The sequence below is a fragment of the Bifidobacterium sp. ESL0790 genome, assembly GCF_029395435.1.
GTDB lineage: Bacteria > Actinomycetota > Actinomycetes > Actinomycetales > Bifidobacteriaceae > Bifidobacterium.
Genome location: NZ_CP113915.1, coordinates 1,383,586 through 1,403,981 on the forward strand (window position 1 = coordinate 1,383,586; position 20,396 = coordinate 1,403,981).

Genomic DNA, 20,396 nt, shown 5'->3' on the forward strand with positions numbered 1-20,396 from the left:
ACACACTGTTACCACATAGTTACCAGCGAAATTTTGGATTTCGTCCCTGTGCATCTGCTATTGTTCGTCCGCCTCGCGGAGACCGCGTCGACATCGCGATGGAATAATCGGAATACGAAAGCGCCCAGCCGATGAGGGGCTGGGCGCTTTGCATTGAGAGTTGGCTACCGAATCGGCCGACTACTCGTCGTCCTCGTCGGGGTCGTAGTCGACGCCGGTTTCGGCGCGCTGGGCGGCCGAGATCGGGGCGGGGGCTCCGGTGAGCGGGTCGCGGCCGCCGCCGGCCTTCGGGAAGGCGATGACGTCGCGGATGGAGCTGGCGCCGGCCAGGATGGAGACCGTGCGGTCCCAGCCCAGGGCGATGCCCGCGTGAGGCGGCGCGCCGTACTTGAACGCTTCGAGCAGGAAGCCGAACTTCTCCTGGGCTTCCTCTTCGCCGATGCCAAGCACGTCGAGCACGCGCTCCTGGATGTCGTTGCGGTGGATACGCACCGAGCCGCCACCCATCTCCTCGCCATTGCAGACGATGTCGTAGGAGTCGCTCATCGCGTGCTCCGGATCCTTATCGAACTTATCAATCCAGTCGGCCGAAGGCATGGTGAACGGGTGGTGCATAGAGGTCCACTTGGAGTGGCCCACGGCCACATCGTCGTCATCCGGGTCGTCGGTGCGCTTGAAGAGCGGGAAGTCGACCACCCAGGTGAACGCGAACTTCTTCGGGTCGAGCAGGCCGGCGCGACGCGCGATCTCCACACGCGCGGCGCCGAGCAGCAGCTGCGAGGACTCGCGGGCGCCCGCGGCGAAGAACACCGCGTCGCCATCCTTGGCCCCCACGGCCTCCTTGAGCCCATTGCGCTCCTCGTCGGAAAGGTTCTTGGCCACAGGCCCCTTGAGGGTGCCGTCGCCGGTGAACTGCACGTAGGCGAGGCCCTTGGCCCCACGCTGGCGCGCCCATTCCTGCCATGCGTCGAACTGGCGGCGCGGAGTGTCCGCACCACCCTCAAAGACCACGGCGCCCACATACGGCGCCTGGAAGACGCGGAACGGCGTGTTCTTGAAGTAGTCGGTGAGCTCCACGATCGGGTTGCCGAAACGCAGGTCCGGCTTGTCGGAGCCGTACTTGTCCATGGCCTCCTGCCAGGTGATGCGCGGCAGCGGCAGCTTGACGTCGTAACCCTGGGTCTTCCAGATGGCGGCGATGACCTTCTCGGCCATGGCCATCACGTCCTCCTGGTCCACGTAGCTCATCTCGATGTCGAGCTGGGTGAACTCAGGCTGACGGTCGGCACGGAAGTCCTCGTCGCGGTAGCAGCGCGCAAGCTGGTAATAGCGCTCGACGCCACCGACCATCAGCAGCTGCTTCAGGAGCTGCGGGGACTGCGGCAGCGCGTACCAGGAACCGGGCACCAGGCGTGCCGGCACCACGAAATCGCGGGCGCCCTCAGGGGTGGACTTGATGAAGGTCGGGGTCTCCACCTCGGTGAAGTCCATATCCTCCAGCGCGTGGCGGGCGGCGCGGGTCATGTCGCTGCGCAGCTTCAGGTTGGCCTGCATGGAGGGACGACGCAGATCAAGGTAGCGATACTTGAGGCGCACGTCCTCGCCGGGCAGCTTGTTCTCCGCCTCGTTCTCGAGGGCGGTGGAGACCTGGAACGGCAGCGCATCGGACTTGGCCAGCACCTTGAGACTCTCGACGACGACCTCGACTTTGCCGGTGGAAAGGTGCTCGTTCTCGTTGCCTTCCGGACGCTCGCGCACCTCGCCGACGACCTGCACCACGAACTCGCTGCGCAACGGGCGGGCGATCTCCTCGTCGTAGATGACGATCTGCACCAGGCCGGTGCTGTCGCGCAGGTCGATGAACGCCACGCCGCCGTGGTCGCGCCTGCGGTCGATCCATCCCGCAAGGGTGACCTTCTTGCCGATGAGATCCTCGGTTACCTCAACGGCGTGATGTGTTCTATAAGCCGTCTGGCTCATGCTTCCTCTATTCCTTTACTTAAAACCAACAAAACCGCGAGAAACCGCGTTTGTTCAGGCATCCAGATTGACGGTTTGCTGAGCATACACACTATCGGGTCGCCATGACGTGGCGTCGGCCGCCACCTGCTCGCCGGTGACGATGTTCTTGACCTCGTCGCGCGCGCTCCCCTCGCCGTCGCCCGCGGCGTCCGCCGGGAACCACACGTAGGGGATGCCGAGCCTGTCGGCGTAGTGGATCTGCTTGCCGAGCTTGGTCGCCTTGGGCGCGACGTCGGCGGCGATGCCACGGGCGCGCAGCTGGGAGGCGATGTGGTTGGAGGCCAGACGGTCGCCCTCATTCCACACGGCCACCATGACGGAGGCCGGCGAGACGCGCGAGGCGTGGGCCCCGGCGGTATGCAGCATGTAGGAAACCAGGCGCGACAGGCCGATGGAAAGGCCGACGCCCGGGTATTTCCTGTTGCCTTGCGAGGCGAGATTGTCGTAGCGTCCGCCGGAGCAGATGGAGCCCAGCGATTCCGCGCCCTCGAGGAAGGTCTCGTAGACCGAACCGGTGTAGTAATCAAGGCCACGCGCGATCTTGAGGTCCGCGATCACGGAGCCCGGGCGGATGGCGGCGGCCTCGTCCACGATCATCGCCAGGGTGTCGAGCCCTTCGATGGCGAACTTATAGGCGTCGCTATCAGTGCCGATGCCGTGCTTGGCGCACAGCTCATCGAACTTCTGGTGCAGCTCGTCGCCGTTCGCGGCAGTCAGCTCGGCCAATTCGAGGCAGGCGCGCGCCTGGGCCTCGCTGGCGCCACATTCGCTGACCAAGAGCTTAACGACCTCGTCGCCGCCGATCTTGTCGAGCTTGTCAATCTCACGCAGCACGCCCTCGACGTCGGTCAGGCCAAGCCCACGGTAGAATCCCTCGGAAAGCTTGCGGTTATTGGCGTGCACGGTGGCCTTGGGAAGCCCGAACCGGCGCAGCTCCTCAAGCGCCTGCACCATGACCAGCGGCAGCTCGACCTCGTAATGGTCCTCCAGCTCACCATTGCCGATCACGTCGATATCGGCCTGCACGAACTCGCGGAAACGGCCCTCCTGCGGACGCTCCCCGCGCCAGACCTTCTGAATCTGCCAGCGCTTGAACGGGAACGTGAGCTGCCCGGAATGCTCGACCACGTACCGGCTCAGCGGCACGGTGAGGTCGAAATGCAGCCCCAGGCGCTGCTCGATCGGGGTGTCGGACTCGTGGCCGACCTCCTGGAGACGCGAAAGCAGGTAGATCTCCTTGCTCGTCTCACCTTTTTTCAGCAGGCTTGACCCCTCTTCGACCGCACGGGTCTCGATGCCAATGAAACCATTGAGCTCAAAGACCTTGCGCACGGTGTCTATCACACGCTGCTCGACCACCCGTTCGCTGGGCAGCCACTCCGGAAATCCTGATATTGATGCACCTTTAGCCATAACTCCCTATAATAAGAGTTGTTGTGGAAAATCGGGGCCCGCGCCTCGCCTTTCGACACCTCCGTACACGAAGACCTGAAGGAGCTGGCCATGGCCGACGAACAAGTCACTCAATCCGAAAACACCACCGAACCCGAAGCGCAGGCAACGCCGCCCGCCGCCGACACGCAAGCAGGCGCCGCGCCAACGCAGGCCAGCGAACAAGCCAGTTCCAGTGCAGCCAGCAACGATACCCCGGCAGCTCCAGCAGAGGCTCCCAAGGCCGCGGAAACCAGCGAGACCGCGGCAGCCAGCGAAACCAAGCCTGCAGCCCCGGCGACTCCGGCAACTCCGGCTCCCGCTCCCGCAGCGCCGAAGCCGCACGCCCCCTCTCCCCTGGCCTTCGCCAAGAAGCCGGCGGGCAAGAAGCACCCCGTCGCCGCGCCGAAGACCCCGACCTATTCCGACGCCGACATCAAGCAGGCCGAGTCGTTCGGCCGCGTGGACGAGAAGGGCGCCGTCTATGTGCGTGACGCCGAGGGCGAGCGCGAGGTCGGCGAATTTCCGGGAGCCACCAACGAGGAGGCGCTGACGCTCTACGCGCGCCGTTACCTCGACCTCAAGGCCAAGCTCGACCTCTTCGCCACTCGCCTGAAGGCCGCCAACATCAAGGCCCACGAGATCGACGAGTCCATCAAGACGCTGGCCGAGGAGACCGCCCAGCCCGCCGTCGTCGGCGACATCGCCGCGCTCAAAAAGCAGTATGAGGAACTCAAGGCGGCCGGCGAGACCAAGAAGACCGAGCTCGCCGAGGCCCGCAAGGAGGCCCTGGCCAAGGCCATCAAGGAGCGTACCGCGATCGTCGAGAAGGCCGAGGCGCTGGCCGCCGGCCTGGGCGACAACACCAATTGGCGCTCCACCGCCGACAAGTTCCGTTCGCTCTTCGACCAGTGGCAGCAGCACCAGCGCACCACCATCCGCATCGACAAACCCACCGCCGACGCGCTGTGGAAGCGCTTCTCCGCCGCCCGCACGACCTTCAACCAGCACCGCCGCAAGTGGGCCCAGGCCCGCGACGCCTCCCGCGCCGAGACCAAGCGCCTCAAGGAGGAGATCATCAGCGAGGCCAACGAGATCAAGGACTCCACCGACTGGGGCGCCACCTCGCACCAGTTCAACGAGCTCATGGACCGTTGGAAGGCCGCCGGCCGCGCCGGACGCAAGGAGGACGACGAGCTGTGGGCCCGCTTCCGCGAGGCCTGCGACGTCTTCTTCAACGCGCGCCAGGCCGACCGTGACCAGATGAGCTCCAACGAGAAGGAGAACCTCGCCAAGAAGGAGGAGCTGCTGAAGAAGGCCGAGGCGCTTGTGCCGGTCGCCGACGAAAAGGCCGCCAAGAAGGCCCGCCAGGCCCTGGCCAACATCCAGGACGAGTGGGACCAGATCGGCTACGTGCCCCGTGAGGACATGCACCGCATCGAAAGCCGCCTCGACGCCGTCGACAACAAGATTAAGGCCGTCGAGGAAGCCGCCTGGAAGAAGAGCGACCCCGAGGCCGACGCCCGCGTCTCCAGCTTCGAGAACCAGCTCAAGGCCCAGCTCGACGAGCTCGACGCCAAGATCGCCGCCGAGTCCGACCCTGCCAAGAAGAGCAAGCTCGAGGCCGAAAAGGCCACCAAGGAGCAGTGGCTCAACGCCGTGAAGTGAGAGTTGGAATCGAACCCAACAGGTTCTGAACCAAACTGAGAAAGTGGCTCGTCCCCCGTCCGGTGCGAGTCACTTCTCATATCTTCCCCACCTTCCGCAACCCCAACCAGTGGAAAAAGCACGATTTCGGGCCCATGTTGGCGCTTTTCCCACTGGTTTGGGCAGGCGCTGCGTCAGGAAGCAGTGTTTCGGGCCTGGTTTACTGCTTTATGACGCAGGACCGATGGAAGCCGCGTCGGGAAGCAGAGGTTGGGGCTCATTTCGCTGCTTTTCGACGCAGGCGAGGAGACAAACAGGAAGAAAAGCAGAGTTTCGGGGTGATTTTACTGCTTTTCGTCCTGAATGGGGACTTCGCCGCGACGAAAAGCAACGCTTTTGAACAGGTTGGTCGTTTTTATCGCAGGTTTGAACTCATTGCGCTATTTTTGGCGCAAAACACCTTTTACATTTGCCGACACGATTATTTATTTACCGGTATCGAACAACGCTTTGAGGTGAATGGCTCCGGGCTGGGTACAGCTGAGCTTGTGGCCACCAATTTGTTTGACTTTTGCCTGTGCGAATGCGAAAAGATTCTTGCCTTTGGAATCCGGGTAGTTGAGATCTTCGGTGCTGGCCTTCATGGGATTGCCGTCTATTGTGCAGCTTTCGGCCTTCATCTGCTCCAGATCGGCACGAGGAGCTAAGACGTATAGGGTGCCACCCTTGGATACGGTGAAGGTCGTCGCCTCGCCTTTGGGGCTGACATCGTACTTCTCCATCGCCGAGAACCGATCGGCCACCTCGTTTGCGCTAGGATCAGAGCTTTTGGCCTCACACCCAGCCAAACTGCCTAGACAGAGTAAAGCAGCCATCGCGCCAATGATTCCTCGTCCAGTCTTTCGCATTCGCCGCACCTTCTTTGGCTACATAACTCCATGTTGTCGCTTTCTCTTGCTTGTCAGATTATCAGTTCCCCTACTCACACTTTTCAAAATGCAACCAAAGCAAGTTTCCAAAAACATGCTTCGTTTATTATCTTAGATTATTTACATTTATTCTTATGAGACATTAGAAAACTTGAATTGTCGACAGGCCTTTATTTACGTTTGGATAAATTAGCATCATTAGTCTATTTTAAAAGTAAGAAATAATCAGCAGACAGGGACGGAGTGGGATGGTGGAGCTCAAAGCTTGGGGTGACGAAAGTATGCTCGTCAGCCCCTCTTCGAATCTGACATATCTGCTTGGTGTATGCCTGTGCGAACTTGACGAAGCAAAAGTCAGAAACACGTTGGGGTTAATCAAGCCGCCTCAATCATCGAAACTGCATTGGTACGAGATGTCCGATTTTCAACGAAGCCGAACCACAAAAATCCTTTCCAGTCTCCCATTGCAATCCATCATCATATCGACCACGGTAAGTACCAGAGCTAAAGAGGAAAGAGCAAGACACAAGTGCTTTGAATCTTTACTGCCTTTGCTGGAACACAAATACGATGTGCACTCGCTTACTATGGAATCAAGAGAATCACACCAAAATGCCCGTGATATACGGCTGATCGATGGTCTTCGTAGCAGAAAATTTATCAACGACCTTCACGTCGATTTCATTCCGGGGTCACAGGATGCAAGATTATGGTTGCCTGACCAACTACTAGGAATATATAATTCAACACAAGGAAAATCCCCGAAAAATGAATTCCCGTTTGAAATAGACATCAACGATTTAGGATTTTGCGACTAAAATAATTTGATTTTTATACAGAAATGTCATATTCTGCAACTAAGCCCACCCCGCTGGGGAAAGGGAAGTGAAAGCCGGAGTGCCTGTGGTTGTCATGGGGGCCGGCTTTCGCGTTGCCTTCGATGTTGCAGGCAAACCGGACTATAGGCCAAAAAGAGTTGGTTATAACCAAGGTTTGGCCTTGTGGGAGTAGACGTTTTATACCGTTCTTTTTCGGAGAGGAAAAATAAGGGGAATCCGGCCTTGCTCAAAAGATCCAAGAACGAGTACAGCAGCCGAAGCCGGATACGCTGAATGCCGTGAAAACCGCTGGAAACCAGCATTCTGCTTTTATATGAAAGCAGAGCAATAAGGAGAACCGTACAACACCTGGCGAAAATATCAATTCTAAACCAACTCTTTTTGGCCTATAACCCGGCAAACCTTATGATTTCAAAGTTTGACTTTGTGCGTAAAAGCCACCGAGCTTATGAAAACTTTTACAAGTTGGATACATGAAGACCCGGCTCCTCGTTTATGAAAGCCGGGTCTTTGCGACGCGAACGCCTTGAATCCAGCGACCGCTTAGGTCGACATCACTCAGTCGAAGTGTCCTCGCCGTTGGCGTCGGATCCGTTGGACGTAGTGTCATCCGAATCACTAGTCGTCGACGTATCGGAAGTCTGCGAGACAGCTGAGGCATCACTGGAATCAGCGGACGCACCAGCAGTCGAAGCAGCGGAATCAGCGGAAGCGGCGACACCAACCAATTCAGGCTTCTTCTCGTCATTCTCAGCCGGCTTGGCGCTCGGGTCCTCGAATGACACACCCTTGAAGGTGAACTCGCCCAGGATGCCTTCGCCCTCGGCGTCGACCTCGACCTTCTCACCGTTCTTGAGCTTGCCCATAAGGATCTGCTCGGAGACGGCGTCCTCGATGTCGCGCGTGATGACGCGCCGCAACGGGCGCGCACCCAGCAGCGGATCGAAGCCCTTCTCGGCGAGCAGGTTCTTGGCGCCGTCGGTGAGCTCGAGCGACATGTGGCGCTCGAAGAGACGGTCGTTGAGCTGGCCCAGGTCGAGGTCCACGATCTGGCGGACCTGCGGCTTGGTGAGCTGGCGGAAGACGATGATGTCGTCGAGGCGGTTGAGGAACTCGGGGCGGAACTGCTGCTTGAGCTCGCTGGTGACCTCGCTCTTCATGCGCTCGTAGCTCGACTCCTTGTCGGTGCCGGAGCTGAAGCCGGTGTTGGCGGCCTTGGCGATGTCCTTGGTGCCGAGGTTGGTCGTGAGGATGATGATCGTGTTCTTGAAGTCCACCTTGCGGCCCTGGCCGTCGGTCAGATGGCCGTCATCGAGCACCTGCAGAAGCGTGTTGAAGATGTCGGGATGGGCCTTCTCGATCTCGTCGAAGAGCACAACGGAGAACGGCTTGCGGCGCACCTTCTCGGTGAGCTCGCCGCCCTCCTCATAACCGACGTACCCCGGAGGGGCGCCGAAGAGGCGCGACGCGGCGTACTTCTCGGAGAACTCGGACATATCCACGCGGATCAGCGCGTCCTCGTCGTCGAAGAGGAACTGCGCCAATGCCTTGGCCAGCTCGGTCTTGCCGACGCCGGTGGGGCCTGCGAAGATGAACGAGCCCGCCGGGCGCTTCGGATCCTTGAGGCCGACGCGCGTACGGCGAATCGAACGGGAGAGCGCCGAAACGGCCTCGTCCTGCCCGATGATGCGCTTGTGCAGCTCGGACTCCATGTTCAGAAGCTTCTTGGATTCGGCCTGCGTGAGCTTGAAGACGGGGATGCCGGTGGTCGACGAGACGACCTGCGCGATCACGTCCTCATCCACGACCATCTTGACGTCGCTGCCGCCCTCGCGCCAGGTCTTCTCCTTCTCCTTGCGCTCGGTCTTCAGCTTCTCCTCGCTGTCGCGCAGCTCGGCCGCCTTCTCGAAGTCCTGGTCCTTGATGGCCTTGTCCTTCTCGTCGGAGACCTTGGCGATCTTGCCGTCGAGCTCCTTGAGCTCCGGCGGCGCGGTGAGGCGCTTGATGCGCAGGCGCGCGCCCGCCTCGTCGATAAGGTCGATGGCCTTGTCCGGCAGGTTGCGGTCCTGGATATAGCGTGAGGAAAGCTCGGCCGCGGCCTGGAGCGCACCGTCGGTGATGGTCACCTTGTGGTGGTTCTCGTAACGGCTGCGCAGACCCTTGAGGATATCGATCGTGTCGGCGATGGACGGCTCGTCCACCTGGATGGGCTGGAAACGACGCTCGAGCGCCGCGTCCTTCTCGATGTACTTGCGATATTCGTCGGTGGTGGTGGCGCCAATGGTCTGGAGCTCGCCACGCGCGAGCATCGGCTTCAGGATGTCGGAGGCACCCAGCGCGCCGTCGGCGGAACCCGCACCGACAATCGTGTGGATCTCGTCGATGAAGAGGATGATGTCGCCACGGGTCTTGATTTCCTTCAAGACCTTCTTCAGGCGCTCCTCGAAGTCGCCACGGTAACGCGAGCCGGCCACCATGGAGGCGAGGTCGAGCGAATAGACTTGCTTGTCCTTCAGGGTTTCGGGCACGTCGCCGACGTGGATCTTCTCGGCCAGGCCCTCGACGACGGCGGTCTTGCCGACGCCGGGCTCACCGATAAGCACGGGGTTGTTCTTGGTGCGGCGCGAAAGCACGACCATCACGCGCTCGATCTCCTTGGCACGTCCGATCACCGGGTCGAGCTTGCCCTCGGCGGCCTCGGCCGTGAGGTTGCGCCCGAACTGGTCGAGGATGGCGGAGCCGGTCTGGCGGCCCTTGTTCTCCACGCCACCCGCGTTGGCCAGGTCGCCCTTGCCTTCGCCCTCGGCGCCGCCGGAGTTGCCGCGGATGAGGTCGATGACGGAGCTGCGCAGATCGCCCAGGTCGACGTCCATCTTGATGAGCACCTGGGTGCCCACGCCCTCGCCCTCGCGGATGAGGCCGAGCAGGATGTGCTCGGTGCCGATATAGCTGTGCCCCAGCTGCAGCGCCTCGCGCAGGCTCAGCTCAAGCACCTGCTTGGCATGCGGTGTGAAAGGAATATGACCATCCGGCGCGGCGTTGCCCTTGCCGATCATCTCCTCCACCTGCTTGCGGGTGTCTTCGAGCGTCACGCCTTTGGCGGCGAGCGCCTTGGCCGCTATGCCTTCGCCTTCACGAATCAGGCCGAGCAGCAGATGTTCGGTGCCGATATAGTTGTGCTGGAGGGCTTTGGCTTCTTCCTGCGCCAGCACGATCACACGCCGGGCGCGGTCAGTAAACCGTTCGAACATACTTGTCCTTCCACTGTTGATAATCCATTTCACTCTACCGATTTACGGTGACGTTTATTTCCCGCGCCACGCCTTTTGCGCTGAGAACGCAACAAACGGCGAAGACACGCTCAAATAAGGGGTCAAACGACGTTTTCTTGGGCTCGCGCCGGAGTTATTTCCGGTTTGACGCGTCATCGTCCGTATCGGTTGCCGTGGGGTCATCGGATTTGTCGGAATCGTCTGAATCATCGGTTGTATCGTCATCGTCGGAGGCGTCGTCGTCCGAATCCTCGTCGGATTCATCGGAATCGTCCGTGTCGTCAGGTTCATCGTCTTCGTCCGAATCGTCGGCGTCGGTATCGTCGCCGTCTTCATCCGAATCTTCAGAGTCATCGGAATCATCTTCCGAGTCATCACTGTTGTCCGAATCAGAATCGTCATCGTCCGATTCATCATCGTCATCAGAATCATCAGAATTGTCCGAATCATCATTCGACAAATCAATCGTCGACTCGACGTCGGTGACGGCGCTGACCTCGGCCTCCACCTCGGTGTCGTCGTCATCCGAATCACCGTCGTCGTCCGTCTCGTCCTCAAGCGAGGCGGGAACGGCGTGGCGCTTGATGTCGTCGTCGTTGGCCGTATCCTCGTCGGTCTCGTCGACCGCGGTATCGGCGTCGGCGTCGTCTCCGTCCAACGCCTCGATGAGCTCGACCTGGCCCCGCTCCTCGCGCGGCTTCTGGGCGATGATATCGATGTGCAGATCGTCGAAGGCGGGCTTGGACTGCACCCAAAGCCTGGTCGGCTCCGACTCCTCGATCTCGGAGTGCTCGCCGCAGCCATGGTCGACGGAGACCACGCGTCCATCGTCGGGGCTCCAGCGGTTGGCACACAACCCGAACATCGTGTTGAGATCGCCCTTCAGGCCGATGAAGAAGGCGCAGGTGGAGCACAGGTTGCCCTCGCTGGTCTTGGTCGAAAGGGACTTGGGTCCGTGCTGACCCTGGTACCAGCGCTGCGCAGTCTGCGAGCGCCCCATCGGGCTCATCACGTGCCGGCGCGAAAGATGGAAGTCTTCGATCGCCTCTTCGGCGTCGACGCTCAGGCCGGTCTCGGGGTCGATATCGCCGGATTCGGTTTTAGCATCAGCGTTGTCGCCAGCTTGACTTGAAGTTTCGCTGTCACCATCCGCCTTGTCGGCTTTGCCATCGGCGCTGTCATCGCCATCAGTCTCACCATCGGTTTTATCAGCCTTATCGGCCTGACCATCATCAGCGTTCCCGCCGCCGGACTCCCCCGCCTCAGTGTGCCTGAAGCCGTCCTCCATGCGCGGGTCGTTGGGGTCGGTGCCGAGCACGTCGGTCACGGAGATGTCTTTGGCCTCAAGCCTGTCTTTCCAAGGCACCCAGGCGGGCGCGAGCAATGACTCGTCGGTGGGCACCAAGGTCGACTCGTTGACCGTCCAAGTGTCACGATCCTCGTCGTGGTACAACGTGACGGCCCACTGCCAGCCCTCATAGCCGCGCTTCAAGCATACGAAACGGAAGTCGGTGACGTTGTCGCCAAGCTCCACCTGGGTGGCGAAATCGCCGACGTCCTCAGGCTCGTCGGCCGAGACGATCGCCACGGATTTCGCCAACGCCTTGGGATCCAGCGAGTCTTCCAACGTGTCTTCCTTCGTGTCCTCTGTCATAACCTCTTCAATCCTCGACATCGAAATCATCGGCGACGGCGCGCATCAGGGCCGCGAGCTTGCGGCTTTCGGCGTCCGACGGATAGTGATGGCGGCGCAGATGGTTGCCGGCGGAATCCAGCAGCTTGATCAGGTCCTCCACGATGGCGGCCATGTCGTCGGGACTGGGCCTGGTGGCGCGCACGATGGACGGCGCGGGCCCGGAGACCTGCAGATCCATGGCCTGCGGCCCCTTGCGCCCGTCGACCACGGCGAACTCCACCTTGGCGCCCTTGCGCACCGTCTGCACCCCCGCGGGAAGAGCCGCGGCGGGCAGGAACACGTCATTGCCCTGGTCATCGGTGATGAATCCATAGCCACGCTTCTGATCAAACCAACGAACTTTACCGCTGGGCATCGCACACCTCACTGCCTCATTGATTACCGCCAGGCGACGCCCGGCCGATACTTATTCACTGTTCACCATTTTAACCCAACCGGTATGCAAACACTTTCGCGGCGGCCAAGACACCTCAGCCCTTGTCGCCGAACTGCTTGCGCGGCGGCCTGGCCTTCTTCTCGCGTTCGCGCCGCGGCCGACGCTTCTTCCTGGCGGTTTTATCGGTTTTGTTGGAGGTATCGGCGTTATCGGCGCTGCCAGCGTTATCGTCCTTCGTCGCCTTGGCGGCCTTGCCCGCCTTATCGCTCCGGTCAGCCTTACGTGACCGGCCGCCGCGACCGGTCCTGCCAGCCCTTCCAGCGTGGTTATTCCGGCCGCTCCTGCCACCGCGACCGCCACGGCCGCCCCGGCCGGACTTGCCGTGCTTTTCGCCGTTCGCACCATCCCGAATCTCGTCGGGCAACGGCGGCTCGACGGGCGCAATCGGCAGGATGACGGTGAGTGTGAGCCCTCCCCCAGGCGTGTTCGACGCGGCGATGAGCCCGTGGTGGGCCCGCACCACCGACTGGGCGATCGACATCCCCAGCCCGGTGCCGCCCTTCTGGCGGGCGCGCGAAGGATCGGCGGTGTAGAAGCGCTCGAATATCTGCGCCTGCCGTTCGGTCGGCACGCCGGGGCCGTGGTCCATGAAGCTGAAGACGGCGTAGTTCATGCCCACGCGCATCGACTGGCCCACCTCCACGGCGTCGAGGAACTGGTGCAGCGAGCGTTCGGTGGAGGGCAGATGCTCCAGGTCGGTGGGACTTATGGAGGCCGGCATGGCGCCCATCCCGATCTCCACCGGCGAATCCGAGGCGGTGTAGCGGTGGATGTTGCCGACGATGTTGGTGATGACCTGGCGCAGGCGCGATCCGTCGCCGTGCAGGGTGATGTGCGGCAAGTCGCCTTGCGTGAAGCTGAGCCTCGCGGGCCCCACCTGGCCGTGTTCCAACGCCATGGAACCACGACGTATGCCGCGCTTGGGGTCGAGGGCGTGCAAGTCGTCAGCCGCGTCGCCCAGAAGCCCCTCGAGCTTGACCTCCTGGGTGATGTCGATGCCGCGCCCCTCGTCAAGCCTGGCGAGCGAAAGCAGGTCCTCCACCAACAGCGTCATACGAGAGCTGGAGGCCTCGATGTGCTCGATCGACTCGTCGGCGCGTTTGAGCGCCCCAGGCAGGTCGCGTTGCATGCTATACAACTCGGAATAGCCGTGAATCGTGGCCAGCGGCGTGCGCAGCTCGTGGCTGGCGTCGGAGACGAACCGCTTCATCTTCTCGGTGCTCTCCTGCTGCTCACGGAAGCCTTGCTCAATGCGCCCGAGCATGGCGTTCAAGGAGGCAGCCAGCGAGCCGACCTCGGTGTTCTCCGGCATGGTGGGCACACGTTGGCTCAGGTCTCCCGCGGCGATCTTGGCGGCGGTTTTCTCGATGCGTTTGAGTGGCAATAGGGTACGTTGGATGATGATGGTGGCTGCGATCGCGCCGAAAAGCACGATGACGATGCTCACGAGCACCGAATATTGCGTGAGCGTCTTGATGATGTCGTATTGGTCGCCCAGCGAGACGCCGATATAAACGGTCAGCTTGACCACGCTGGAGCCGTCGGGCCCTCGCTCACGCCCTTCCAGGGCGAGCACGCGCCATGGGGCCTGAGCGGTCTGCAGCGCCGGGTTGTCGGATTTGAGTCCCCCGCTCACCGTGCGCACCTTGGAGCTGGTGGTGAAGGGCTTGCCCAGCTGCACCTTGCCCTTGCTGCCGTTGGCGGGCAGCACGGGCTCGGCGATGATGCCGTTGCGCAGCACGGGCACCAGCGGGGTGCTCACGATGTTGTCGTTGACGTCGCGGATCTGCATGAAGTAGTCGTTGGGGCCCACGGAGGCCTCGTCGTTGTCGCGTTGGCTTAATAAATCGACGTTGCTATAGACCAGCTGGGCCTGGTCGCGCAGCTGCTCGTCTGTTTTCCCGAGCAGGTAGCTGCCGACCAGTTGGCGGATGGTCAGCGAGATGCCGAAGGTGCCGACCATGAGCAGCACCAGCGTGCAGGCCACGAGTTTGGTTGAGAGCGGCACGGCGTCGAAACGGTGCAGGACCTTGTCTCTGAACTTGACGAAGAAACCTTGGCTCTTGCCCGCCGAATTTTGCAGGGTTCCCGAATCCCTTGGCATTGTTGGCATCGTAGGTCTTGAAGGATTGACGGCCATGGCCGGATTCACCGGATTCGCAGTACCGGCGGAACCCGCAGAACCAGCCGCCTCGTTATCGGGCTCCTGCCCCGCCTGTCGCCCGGCCTCCATCACTCACCCGAGGTCTGCTTGGGCGCGCGGATCATGTAGCCTATGCCGCGCTTGGTCTCGATGAGCGGGACGACCTTGTGCGTGGAGCCATCCTCGCCGGTCACCTCGATGCCATCGACCTTCTTGCGCAGATAGGAGATATAGGATTCCACGATGGCCGCGTCGCCGCCCCAGTCGTATTGCCAGACATGGTCGAGGATCTGGGCCTTGGAGAGCACGCGCCCCTCGTTGTCCATCAAGTAGCGCAGCAGCTTGTATTCGGTGGGGCTCAGGTCGATCGGCTGGCCGGCGCGGGTGACGTCGTGCGAGTCCTCGTTAATCTCCAAATCGCCCACGCGGATGATGGGATCGTCCTCCACCTGCTCGTGCGTGCGGCGCAGGATGGCGCGGATGCGGGCCACCACCTCCTCGAGGCTGAAGGGCTTGGTGACGTAGTCGTCGCCGCCCACGGTGAGGCCCATGATCTTGTCTTGCGTATCGTCGCGCGCGGTGAGGAAGAGCACGGGCGCCTCGATGCCGGCCTGGCGGATGCGGCGGGTTACGGTGAACCCGTCGATGTCAGGCAGCATGACGTCGAGCACGATGAGGTCGGGATGGCTCTTCTCGATGACCTCGATCGCCTCGGAACCGGAGGCCGCGGTCTTGACCTCGAAGCCGGCGAAATGCAGGGACGCGACCAGCAGCTCACGGATGGAGGGCTCGTCATCCACCACGACGATTGACGCTTCTATTGATTTGCTCATGCCCACAGCTTCGCCCTCCACTCTGAAAGTTTTCTGAATGTAATCTGTAAAATCCAGAATACGCTTATGACTGGCCTAGCGTCGGTTGGCAATCGGCCATTTTCCGCCTGTTCACACTATGCCGTGAGCATAGAAATACCGATATCGTCGGTGGATTTCAGAAAAGCCTATCGGCGATTGGACGCATACGGAACAAACGCAAGGCAAATGCACGACAAACGCACGACAAATGCGAAATCAATACCGCAAAATCATCATCGCGAATTTGGCTATCGCAGAGCCATCAGCACGCAAGTATCATCACACAGGCGGCCTCATACAAACATCATCGCGGCAATCAGCGATGCTTGTGGCGTGGACCCTTGGATTTTCCGGCCCGTCTGCCTCCCGCGGCGCGACCATCGGCGGTCTTGCCGTCTTTGCCGTCAGGTTCGTCTCCGTCACCATCTTCGTCGCCGGCCTTCTTGCCGGCCGCGTTGTCGGCGATGATCTTCTCATAGCGCCTGCGCCGCACGCGCGTGGCGATCACCGCGGCGATGATCAGGATCACGACCACGGCGATGACGATGCCAATGGCGATCTTGAGCGAGGTGGACTGCCGCTTGAGCGTCTTGATCTCCTCCATCATCGCGATGGCCGAGCCGGACCAATCCGGGATGTCGTTTTTCTGGATGGGCCCGAGCGCGGCCTGCGAGAGCTTGCCGACGCTGTCGCCGCTTTTGAGCCAATCGTCCGAATTCTGCGAGGCCGCCACCACGAGCTTGCCGTCGTTGGAGGCCACGGCGAGCATGACGGTGTTGGGCGCGGGCTTGAGCGACTTGAGCACCCCGGCCACCCAGGTGTCCGGATTTTTGGCGCCGGAGAAAGTCTGCAAATAGAGCAGGCGCACGTTGACGCCGGTCTGCTGCTTGGTCGACGAGATCTCGTCGCTCACCTTGGAGATGTCGCTGCCGAGGAGGTTCTGCGTGTCGGTGATGTTGCCCGCGGTGCCGTCCTGCGGGGCGGTTTTCGAAGCGGCGAGGGCCGTGCCCGGCAGAGTTATCCACAATGCGACGGTCAAGACGATGGAAATGGCGGCGTAGAGCGCCCTGAGGGCACCTTTTCGGGCGCGCGACACGCCGATGGAGCGCGTTTCGCCGAAGCGTTCGACCACAGGGGCTTGATTCAACCGGATTTCATTGCCGTCAGACATACCCTCAACTGTAGCGGTTAGGTTGCCCCGGCGAACGAAACCGCGAAAAGAACAACAAACACCAAACATAACTACCAGGAAAGAAGCGAACATGCCACAATACCAAGTCGATTCGGAACAGATCCAGACGGCGAGCGGGGCGGTCTCGGCCTCCGTGAGCTCGATCCGCGAGGCGGTCTCGGGGATGTACAACAACCTCAACGCCCTGCAAGGGGTATGGAAGGGCGGGGCTGCCACGCAATTCAACTCGGTGGCGGCGCAATGGCGCTCGGCCCAGCAGCAGATGGAGCAATCGCTGGAGTCGATCCAGCGCGCCCTGACGCAGGCCTCAAGCGTCTACTCCGACGCGGAAAGCCAGGCCTCGCGCCTCTTCGCCACGCGCTGAGCCGGCGCGAGAAGGCGAACACGGCACGCACGGTTCATGGCTCACGTTATTCGTGCTGTTCGCATTGTTTCGCGCACTGTCATATCGAGTGCCTTAACAGTGTGAACAGTGCCATGACTGTGCAGCGTTAGCGCATAACAGTGCCTAAGCCACAGTGCCCCATCGCACAGTGCCCCAATTTAGAGTCAGCGCGGCCATAAAAAATGTGCGCTCCCGTCGCATTGACGGAAGCGCACAACATTCAGCTGTCGAAAGCCTGCAAAGGCCAATCAGCCTACGAATCAGCGCCCGAAACCGGGCCGCTCATTCGCGTGCCGATCAGTAGCCCATGTCGGCCTGGCCACCCTGGGCGGGCGCGGCCGGCGGTTCGGGCTTGTTGGCCACGACGGCCTCGGTGGTCAGGAACAGACCAGCGATGGAAGCCGCGTTCTGGAGGGCGGAGCGGGTGACCTTGAGCGGGTCGGCCACGCCTGCCTCGAGCAGGTCCTCATAGGTGTTGGTGGCGGCGTTGAAGCCTTGGCCCTCAGGGAGCTCGCGCACCTTGTTGAAGACCACGTCACCGGAGACGCCGGAGTTCTCGGCGATCTGCTTGATCGGGGCCTCGACGGCGCGGAAGACGATGGCTGCGCCAGTGGCCTCCTCGTCGGTCAGAGCCTTGATCTCGGCGGAGGTCTCGGCCTTCTTGGCGGCCTGGACCAGAGCCACGCCACCGCCGGGCAGCAGGCCCTCCTCGATGGCGGCCTTGGCGTTGCGCACCGCGTCCTCGATGCGGTGCTTGCGCTCCTTGGCCTCGACCTCGGTGGCCGCGCCGACCTTGATGACGGCGACGCCGCCGGCCAGCTTGGCCAGACGCTCCTGCAGCTTCTCGCGGTCGTAATCGGAATCTGTGTTGTCGATCTCGGCGCGAATCTGAGCGACGCGCTCGGAGACCTCGTCCTTGGAGCCGCCACCGGAGACGATGGTGGTCTCATCCTTGGAGACGATGACCTTCTTGGCGGTGCCGAGCACGGAGGCGTCGACGGAGTTGAGCTTCAGACCCAGATCGTCGGAGACGACCTGCGCGCCGGTGAGGATGGCGATATCCTGCAGCATCGCCTTGCGGCGGTCGCCGAAGCCAGGGGCCTTGACGGCGCAGGAGTTGAAGGTGCCACGGATCTTGTTCAAAATCAGGGTGGGCAGGGCCTCGCCATCGACATCCTCGGCGATGATCAGCAGCGGCTTGCCGCTCTTCATCACGAGCTCGGCGATGTGCACCACGTCCTCCTGGCTGGAGAGCTTGCCGCTGGTCAGCAGGATGTACGGGTTCTCGAGAACGGCGGTCTGCTCGTCGTTGTTGGTGACGAAGTACGGGGAGATGTAGCCCTTGTCGAAACGCATGCCCTCGGTGAACTCGAGGTCAAGGCCGAAGCGGTTGTTGTCCTCGACGGTCACGACGCCATCCTGGCCGACCTTGTCGAGCGCCTCGGCGATCTTCTCGCCGACCTCGGGGTCAGCGGCGGAAATCGTGGCGGTGGCGGCGATCTGGTCCTTGGTCTCAACATCCTTGGCCACGGAGACGAGCTCCTTGACCACGGCGTCGGAGGCCTTCTCGATGCCACGGCGCAGCGCGATCGGGTTGGAACCCGCGACCACGTTCTTCAGGCCCTCGTGCACGAGCGACTGCGCGAGCACGGTGGCGGTGGTGGTGCCATCACCGGCGACGTCGTCGGTCTTCTTGGCGACTTCCTTCACCAGCTCGGCGCCGATGCGGGCGTAGGGATCCTCGAGGTCGATCTCCTTGGCGATGGAGACGCCATCGTTGGTGATGGTCGGGGCGCCGTAGCTCTTGTCGAGCACGACGTTGCGGCCCTTGGGGCCCAGCGTGACCTTGACGGTGTTGGCGAGCTCATCGAGGCCCGCGAGCATTCCTTGACGAGCTTCCTCGTCATAAGCAATCATCTTTGCCATTGTTCCTCCACATATGGCTATACGGTTTTGTTACCCACTCTCGGCTTGATACGCGGGACCGGCCGTCAGCTGCCAATCATCACTCCCAGGCTTCGAGTGCTAATTCACAGATTAGCACTCTCGATGCCCGAGTGCCAATACCCACAAAATTGCGCTGTTGGCTTGAAATTAGGTTAAAGCGTCCGTTTTTCACCGCGCTTCATTTGCTTTGCTTTGCCATCCACTGGAATATTCAGCGCAATCGTTCGTCACGTTGATTGTCTCCGTTACCCCGGCTTTGGGGTCAAAAAACGACCCCAAAGTCCGGGTTGGCAAATCGCCGCACGCAGACAGGCCTTAGAGGCGTCTCGCCCACACTCGTCATACTTTTCGGAAATTTTGGCGCGTTTAGTCATACGTAATGTTACAATTTGACCTGTTCTTACCATTTATCAGTACAAGACTTATCGGAAAGGAAACGGTATTTTCATGGCTGGACGCAATCGCATCATCTGCGCTTTCACGGCCATCTCCGCCGTCCTCGCTTTGGCCCTAGCGTCGCCTTTGGCGGGCGCCAATGAAAATAGCATCGAAATCACCCCCCCCCGCAAAATCTAAGTCCAGAAAGCGTTTCCTCGCCCAAGTCCGAAGTTCCGCCGTCGTCGCCTTCGTCTGACGCAGGAGAATCGCTCTCACAGAACTCCAACGGCACCTCCCGGCAAAATCCAAGTCTTCCCACGGGTCAGTCACCCGTGGAATCATCTTCATCCCCGTTGACCAGATCACAGCCCACCGTGGGTCCGCAATCGGTCATTTGCCAGAATTCCGGCGAACACATGTGGGGCGGCCTGAGTTGGAACGAGCATGTCGACGGCGATGACTGTGTGTTGGAGCTGGAAAGTGGAGACATACCCGCCACCGGTGGTAACGCCGCCGCGATTCCATGGAACACAGATATTACATACACGAAAATCATCGTCTCAGGCCATGTGACCACAACAGACAACCAATCCCTGTTTGCCGGAAGCTCCAGCAGCTCATTAAGAATTGCCGATGTCGCCAATTTAGACACTAGCGATGCCACTACACTTCGGTCTTTCTTCAGCGACCAGCCGAATCTCACTACCATCACCGGTCTCGGGCAGTGGGACACCAGCAACGTCACGGATATGTGCAATGTGTTCAACGGTAATTCCACTCTCACTGGAACTCCGGGCATCGAGAATTGGGACACCAGCAACGTCACCACCATGAATAGGATGTTTGGCTTCTGTCCTCGACTCACTCGGCTCAATCTCAGCAAGCATGGTAAGCAATGGGACACCAGCAAAGTCACCGACATGGGCAATATGTTCATGAACGACGCCGAACTCACGACTATCGGAGGCCCTGGTCTTGAAATTCCACCAGATGCCAACACAGCTCCATGTTCGACGGATGCACCAAACTGTTACGTTGCAAGCAACCGGGTGAACATCAGTGGACCACAGGCGGGAAGACACTCAACTGGAACGAACACCACGCCGAAAACGCCGAAGGCACCACCGACTGTGTTCTTGAATTGGAAGGCGGAGACATTCCAGAAGAGTTGAATTATTTTAAAATCCCGTGGTACGACGATAGCTCATATACACAAGTCATCGTA

Annotated in this window: 14 protein-coding genes; 4 read left to right on the top strand and 10 right to left on the bottom strand. The window is 60.8% G+C overall.

Annotated features, from left to right (window positions below; all coding sequences use genetic code 11):
• Nucleotides 1-180: 180 nt before the first annotated feature.
• Nucleotides 181-1,980, bottom strand: a complete 1,800-nt coding sequence (gene aspS, locus OZY47_RS05165; protein ID WP_277177290.1) for an aspartate--tRNA ligase — start codon at nt 1,978-1,980, stop codon at nt 181-183.
• 54 nt (nt 1,981-2,034) lie between these two features.
• Nucleotides 2,035-3,435, bottom strand: coding sequence for a histidine--tRNA ligase (hisS, locus tag OZY47_RS05170; RefSeq protein WP_277177291.1), 1,401 nt, complete (start codon nt 3,433-3,435; stop codon nt 2,035-2,037).
• Between the two features lie 90 nt (nt 3,436-3,525).
• On the opposite strand from hisS, the gene OZY47_RS05175 reads away from it, so the two are divergent.
• Nucleotides 3,526-5,121 carry a DUF349 domain-containing protein gene (locus OZY47_RS05175; protein WP_277177292.1) on the top strand — a complete coding sequence of 532 codons (1,596 nt, stop codon included), beginning with the start codon at nt 3,526-3,528 and terminating at the stop codon, nt 5,119-5,121.
• A gap of 464 nt (nt 5,122-5,585) precedes the next feature.
• Here the strand turns inward: OZY47_RS05175 and OZY47_RS05180 are convergent, their stop codons facing one another.
• Nucleotides 5,586-6,008, bottom strand: a complete 423-nt coding sequence (locus OZY47_RS05180; protein ID WP_277177293.1) for a hypothetical protein — start codon at nt 6,006-6,008, stop codon at nt 5,586-5,588.
• A gap of 269 nt (nt 6,009-6,277) precedes the next feature.
• Here OZY47_RS05180 and OZY47_RS05185 point away from each other — a divergent pair, with 269 nt between their 5' ends.
• Nucleotides 6,278-6,847 (top strand): hypothetical protein, encoded by a 570-nt coding sequence (locus OZY47_RS05185; RefSeq protein ID WP_277177294.1) that lies wholly within the window; start codon nt 6,278-6,280, stop codon nt 6,845-6,847.
• A 575-nt stretch (nt 6,848-7,422) separates the two neighbouring features.
• On the opposite strand, the gene OZY47_RS05190 is transcribed toward OZY47_RS05185, so the two are convergent.
• From OZY47_RS05190 to OZY47_RS05215, 6 genes are all read right to left on the bottom strand, one after another.
• A complete protein-coding gene (locus tag OZY47_RS05190) occupies nt 7,423-10,119 on the bottom strand; it encodes an ATP-dependent Clp protease ATP-binding subunit (RefSeq protein ID WP_277177295.1) in 2,697 nt (898 codons plus the stop codon).
• Nucleotides 10,120-10,273: 154 nt separating this feature from the next.
• Nucleotides 10,274-11,794: a DUF3027 domain-containing protein gene (locus OZY47_RS05195; protein ID WP_277177296.1), complete on the bottom strand. Its 1,521-nt coding sequence runs from the start codon at nt 11,792-11,794 to the stop codon at nt 10,274-10,276.
• A gap of 7 nt (nt 11,795-11,801) precedes the next feature.
• The gene (locus OZY47_RS05200) at nt 11,802-12,191 is read right to left on the bottom strand and encodes a cold shock domain-containing protein (protein WP_277177297.1); all 390 of its coding nucleotides are present in this window, start codon (nt 12,189-12,191) and stop codon (nt 11,802-11,804) included.
• A gap of 115 nt (nt 12,192-12,306) precedes the next feature.
• Entirely contained in the window at nt 12,307-14,505 is a 2,199-nt protein-coding gene (locus OZY47_RS05205) for a HAMP domain-containing sensor histidine kinase (RefSeq protein WP_277177298.1), read from the bottom strand.
• Nucleotides 14,505-15,248 (bottom strand): response regulator transcription factor, encoded by a 744-nt coding sequence (locus tag OZY47_RS05210; protein ID WP_277177299.1) that lies wholly within the window; start codon nt 15,246-15,248, stop codon nt 14,505-14,507. Before OZY47_RS05210 ends, OZY47_RS05205 begins: the two co-directional genes overlap by 1 nt.
• 337 nt (nt 15,249-15,585) lie before the next feature.
• The gene (locus tag OZY47_RS05215) at nt 15,586-16,440 is read right to left on the bottom strand and encodes a TPM domain-containing protein (protein ID WP_277177300.1); all 855 of its coding nucleotides are present in this window, start codon (nt 16,438-16,440) and stop codon (nt 15,586-15,588) included.
• 91 nt (nt 16,441-16,531) lie between these two features.
• Here OZY47_RS05215 and OZY47_RS05220 point away from each other — a divergent pair, with 91 nt between their 5' ends.
• The gene (locus OZY47_RS05220; RefSeq protein WP_277177301.1) at nt 16,532-16,825 is read left to right on the top strand and encodes a WXG100 family type VII secretion target; all 294 of its coding nucleotides are present in this window, start codon (nt 16,532-16,534) and stop codon (nt 16,823-16,825) included.
• Between the two features lie 318 nt (nt 16,826-17,143).
• On the opposite strand, the gene groL is transcribed toward OZY47_RS05220, so the two are convergent.
• On the bottom strand, nt 17,144-18,772 hold the full coding sequence (gene groL / locus OZY47_RS05225; protein ID WP_277177302.1) for a chaperonin GroEL: 1,629 nt from the start codon (nt 18,770-18,772) through the stop codon (nt 17,144-17,146).
• A 752-nt stretch (nt 18,773-19,524) separates the two neighbouring features.
• Between groL and OZY47_RS05230 the strand changes: the two genes are divergently transcribed.
• Entirely contained in the window at nt 19,525-20,343 is an 819-nt protein-coding gene (locus OZY47_RS05230) for a BspA family leucine-rich repeat surface protein (RefSeq protein ID WP_277177303.1), read from the top strand.
• Nucleotides 20,344-20,396 lie beyond the last annotated feature (53 nt).

What these genes read in the sequence shown, in the direction of transcription:
- aspS (WP_277177290.1), bottom strand. Translation starts at nt 1,980, where the DNA reads ATGAGCCAGACGGCTTATAGAACACATCACGCCGTTGAGGTAACCGAG.
- hisS (WP_277177291.1), bottom strand. Translation starts at nt 3,435, where the DNA reads ATGGCTAAAGGTGCATCAATATCAGGATTTCCGGAGTGGCTGCCCAGC.
- OZY47_RS05175 (WP_277177292.1), top strand. Translation starts at nt 3,526, where the DNA reads ATGGCCGACGAACAAGTCACTCAATCCGAAAACACCACCGAACCCGAA.
- OZY47_RS05180 (WP_277177293.1), bottom strand. Translation starts at nt 6,008, where the DNA reads ATGCGAAAGACTGGACGAGGAATCATTGGCGCGATGGCTGCTTTACTC.
- OZY47_RS05185 (WP_277177294.1), top strand. Translation starts at nt 6,278, where the DNA reads ATGGTGGAGCTCAAAGCTTGGGGTGACGAAAGTATGCTCGTCAGCCCC.
- OZY47_RS05190 (WP_277177295.1), bottom strand. Translation starts at nt 10,119, where the DNA reads ATGTTCGAACGGTTTACTGACCGCGCCCGGCGTGTGATCGTGCTGGCG.
- OZY47_RS05195 (WP_277177296.1), bottom strand. Translation starts at nt 11,794, where the DNA reads ATGACAGAGGACACGAAGGAAGACACGTTGGAAGACTCGCTGGATCCC.
- OZY47_RS05200 (WP_277177297.1), bottom strand. Translation starts at nt 12,191, where the DNA reads ATGCCCAGCGGTAAAGTTCGTTGGTTTGATCAGAAGCGTGGCTATGGA.
- OZY47_RS05205 (WP_277177298.1), bottom strand. Translation starts at nt 14,505, where the DNA reads ATGGAGGCCGGGCGACAGGCGGGGCAGGAGCCCGATAACGAGGCGGCT.
- OZY47_RS05210 (WP_277177299.1), bottom strand. Translation starts at nt 15,248, where the DNA reads ATGAGCAAATCAATAGAAGCGTCAATCGTCGTGGTGGATGACGAGCCC.
- OZY47_RS05215 (WP_277177300.1), bottom strand. Translation starts at nt 16,440, where the DNA reads ATGTCTGACGGCAATGAAATCCGGTTGAATCAAGCCCCTGTGGTCGAA.
- OZY47_RS05220 (WP_277177301.1), top strand. Translation starts at nt 16,532, where the DNA reads ATGCCACAATACCAAGTCGATTCGGAACAGATCCAGACGGCGAGCGGG.
- groL (WP_277177302.1), bottom strand. Translation starts at nt 18,772, where the DNA reads ATGGCAAAGATGATTGCTTATGACGAGGAAGCTCGTCAAGGAATGCTC.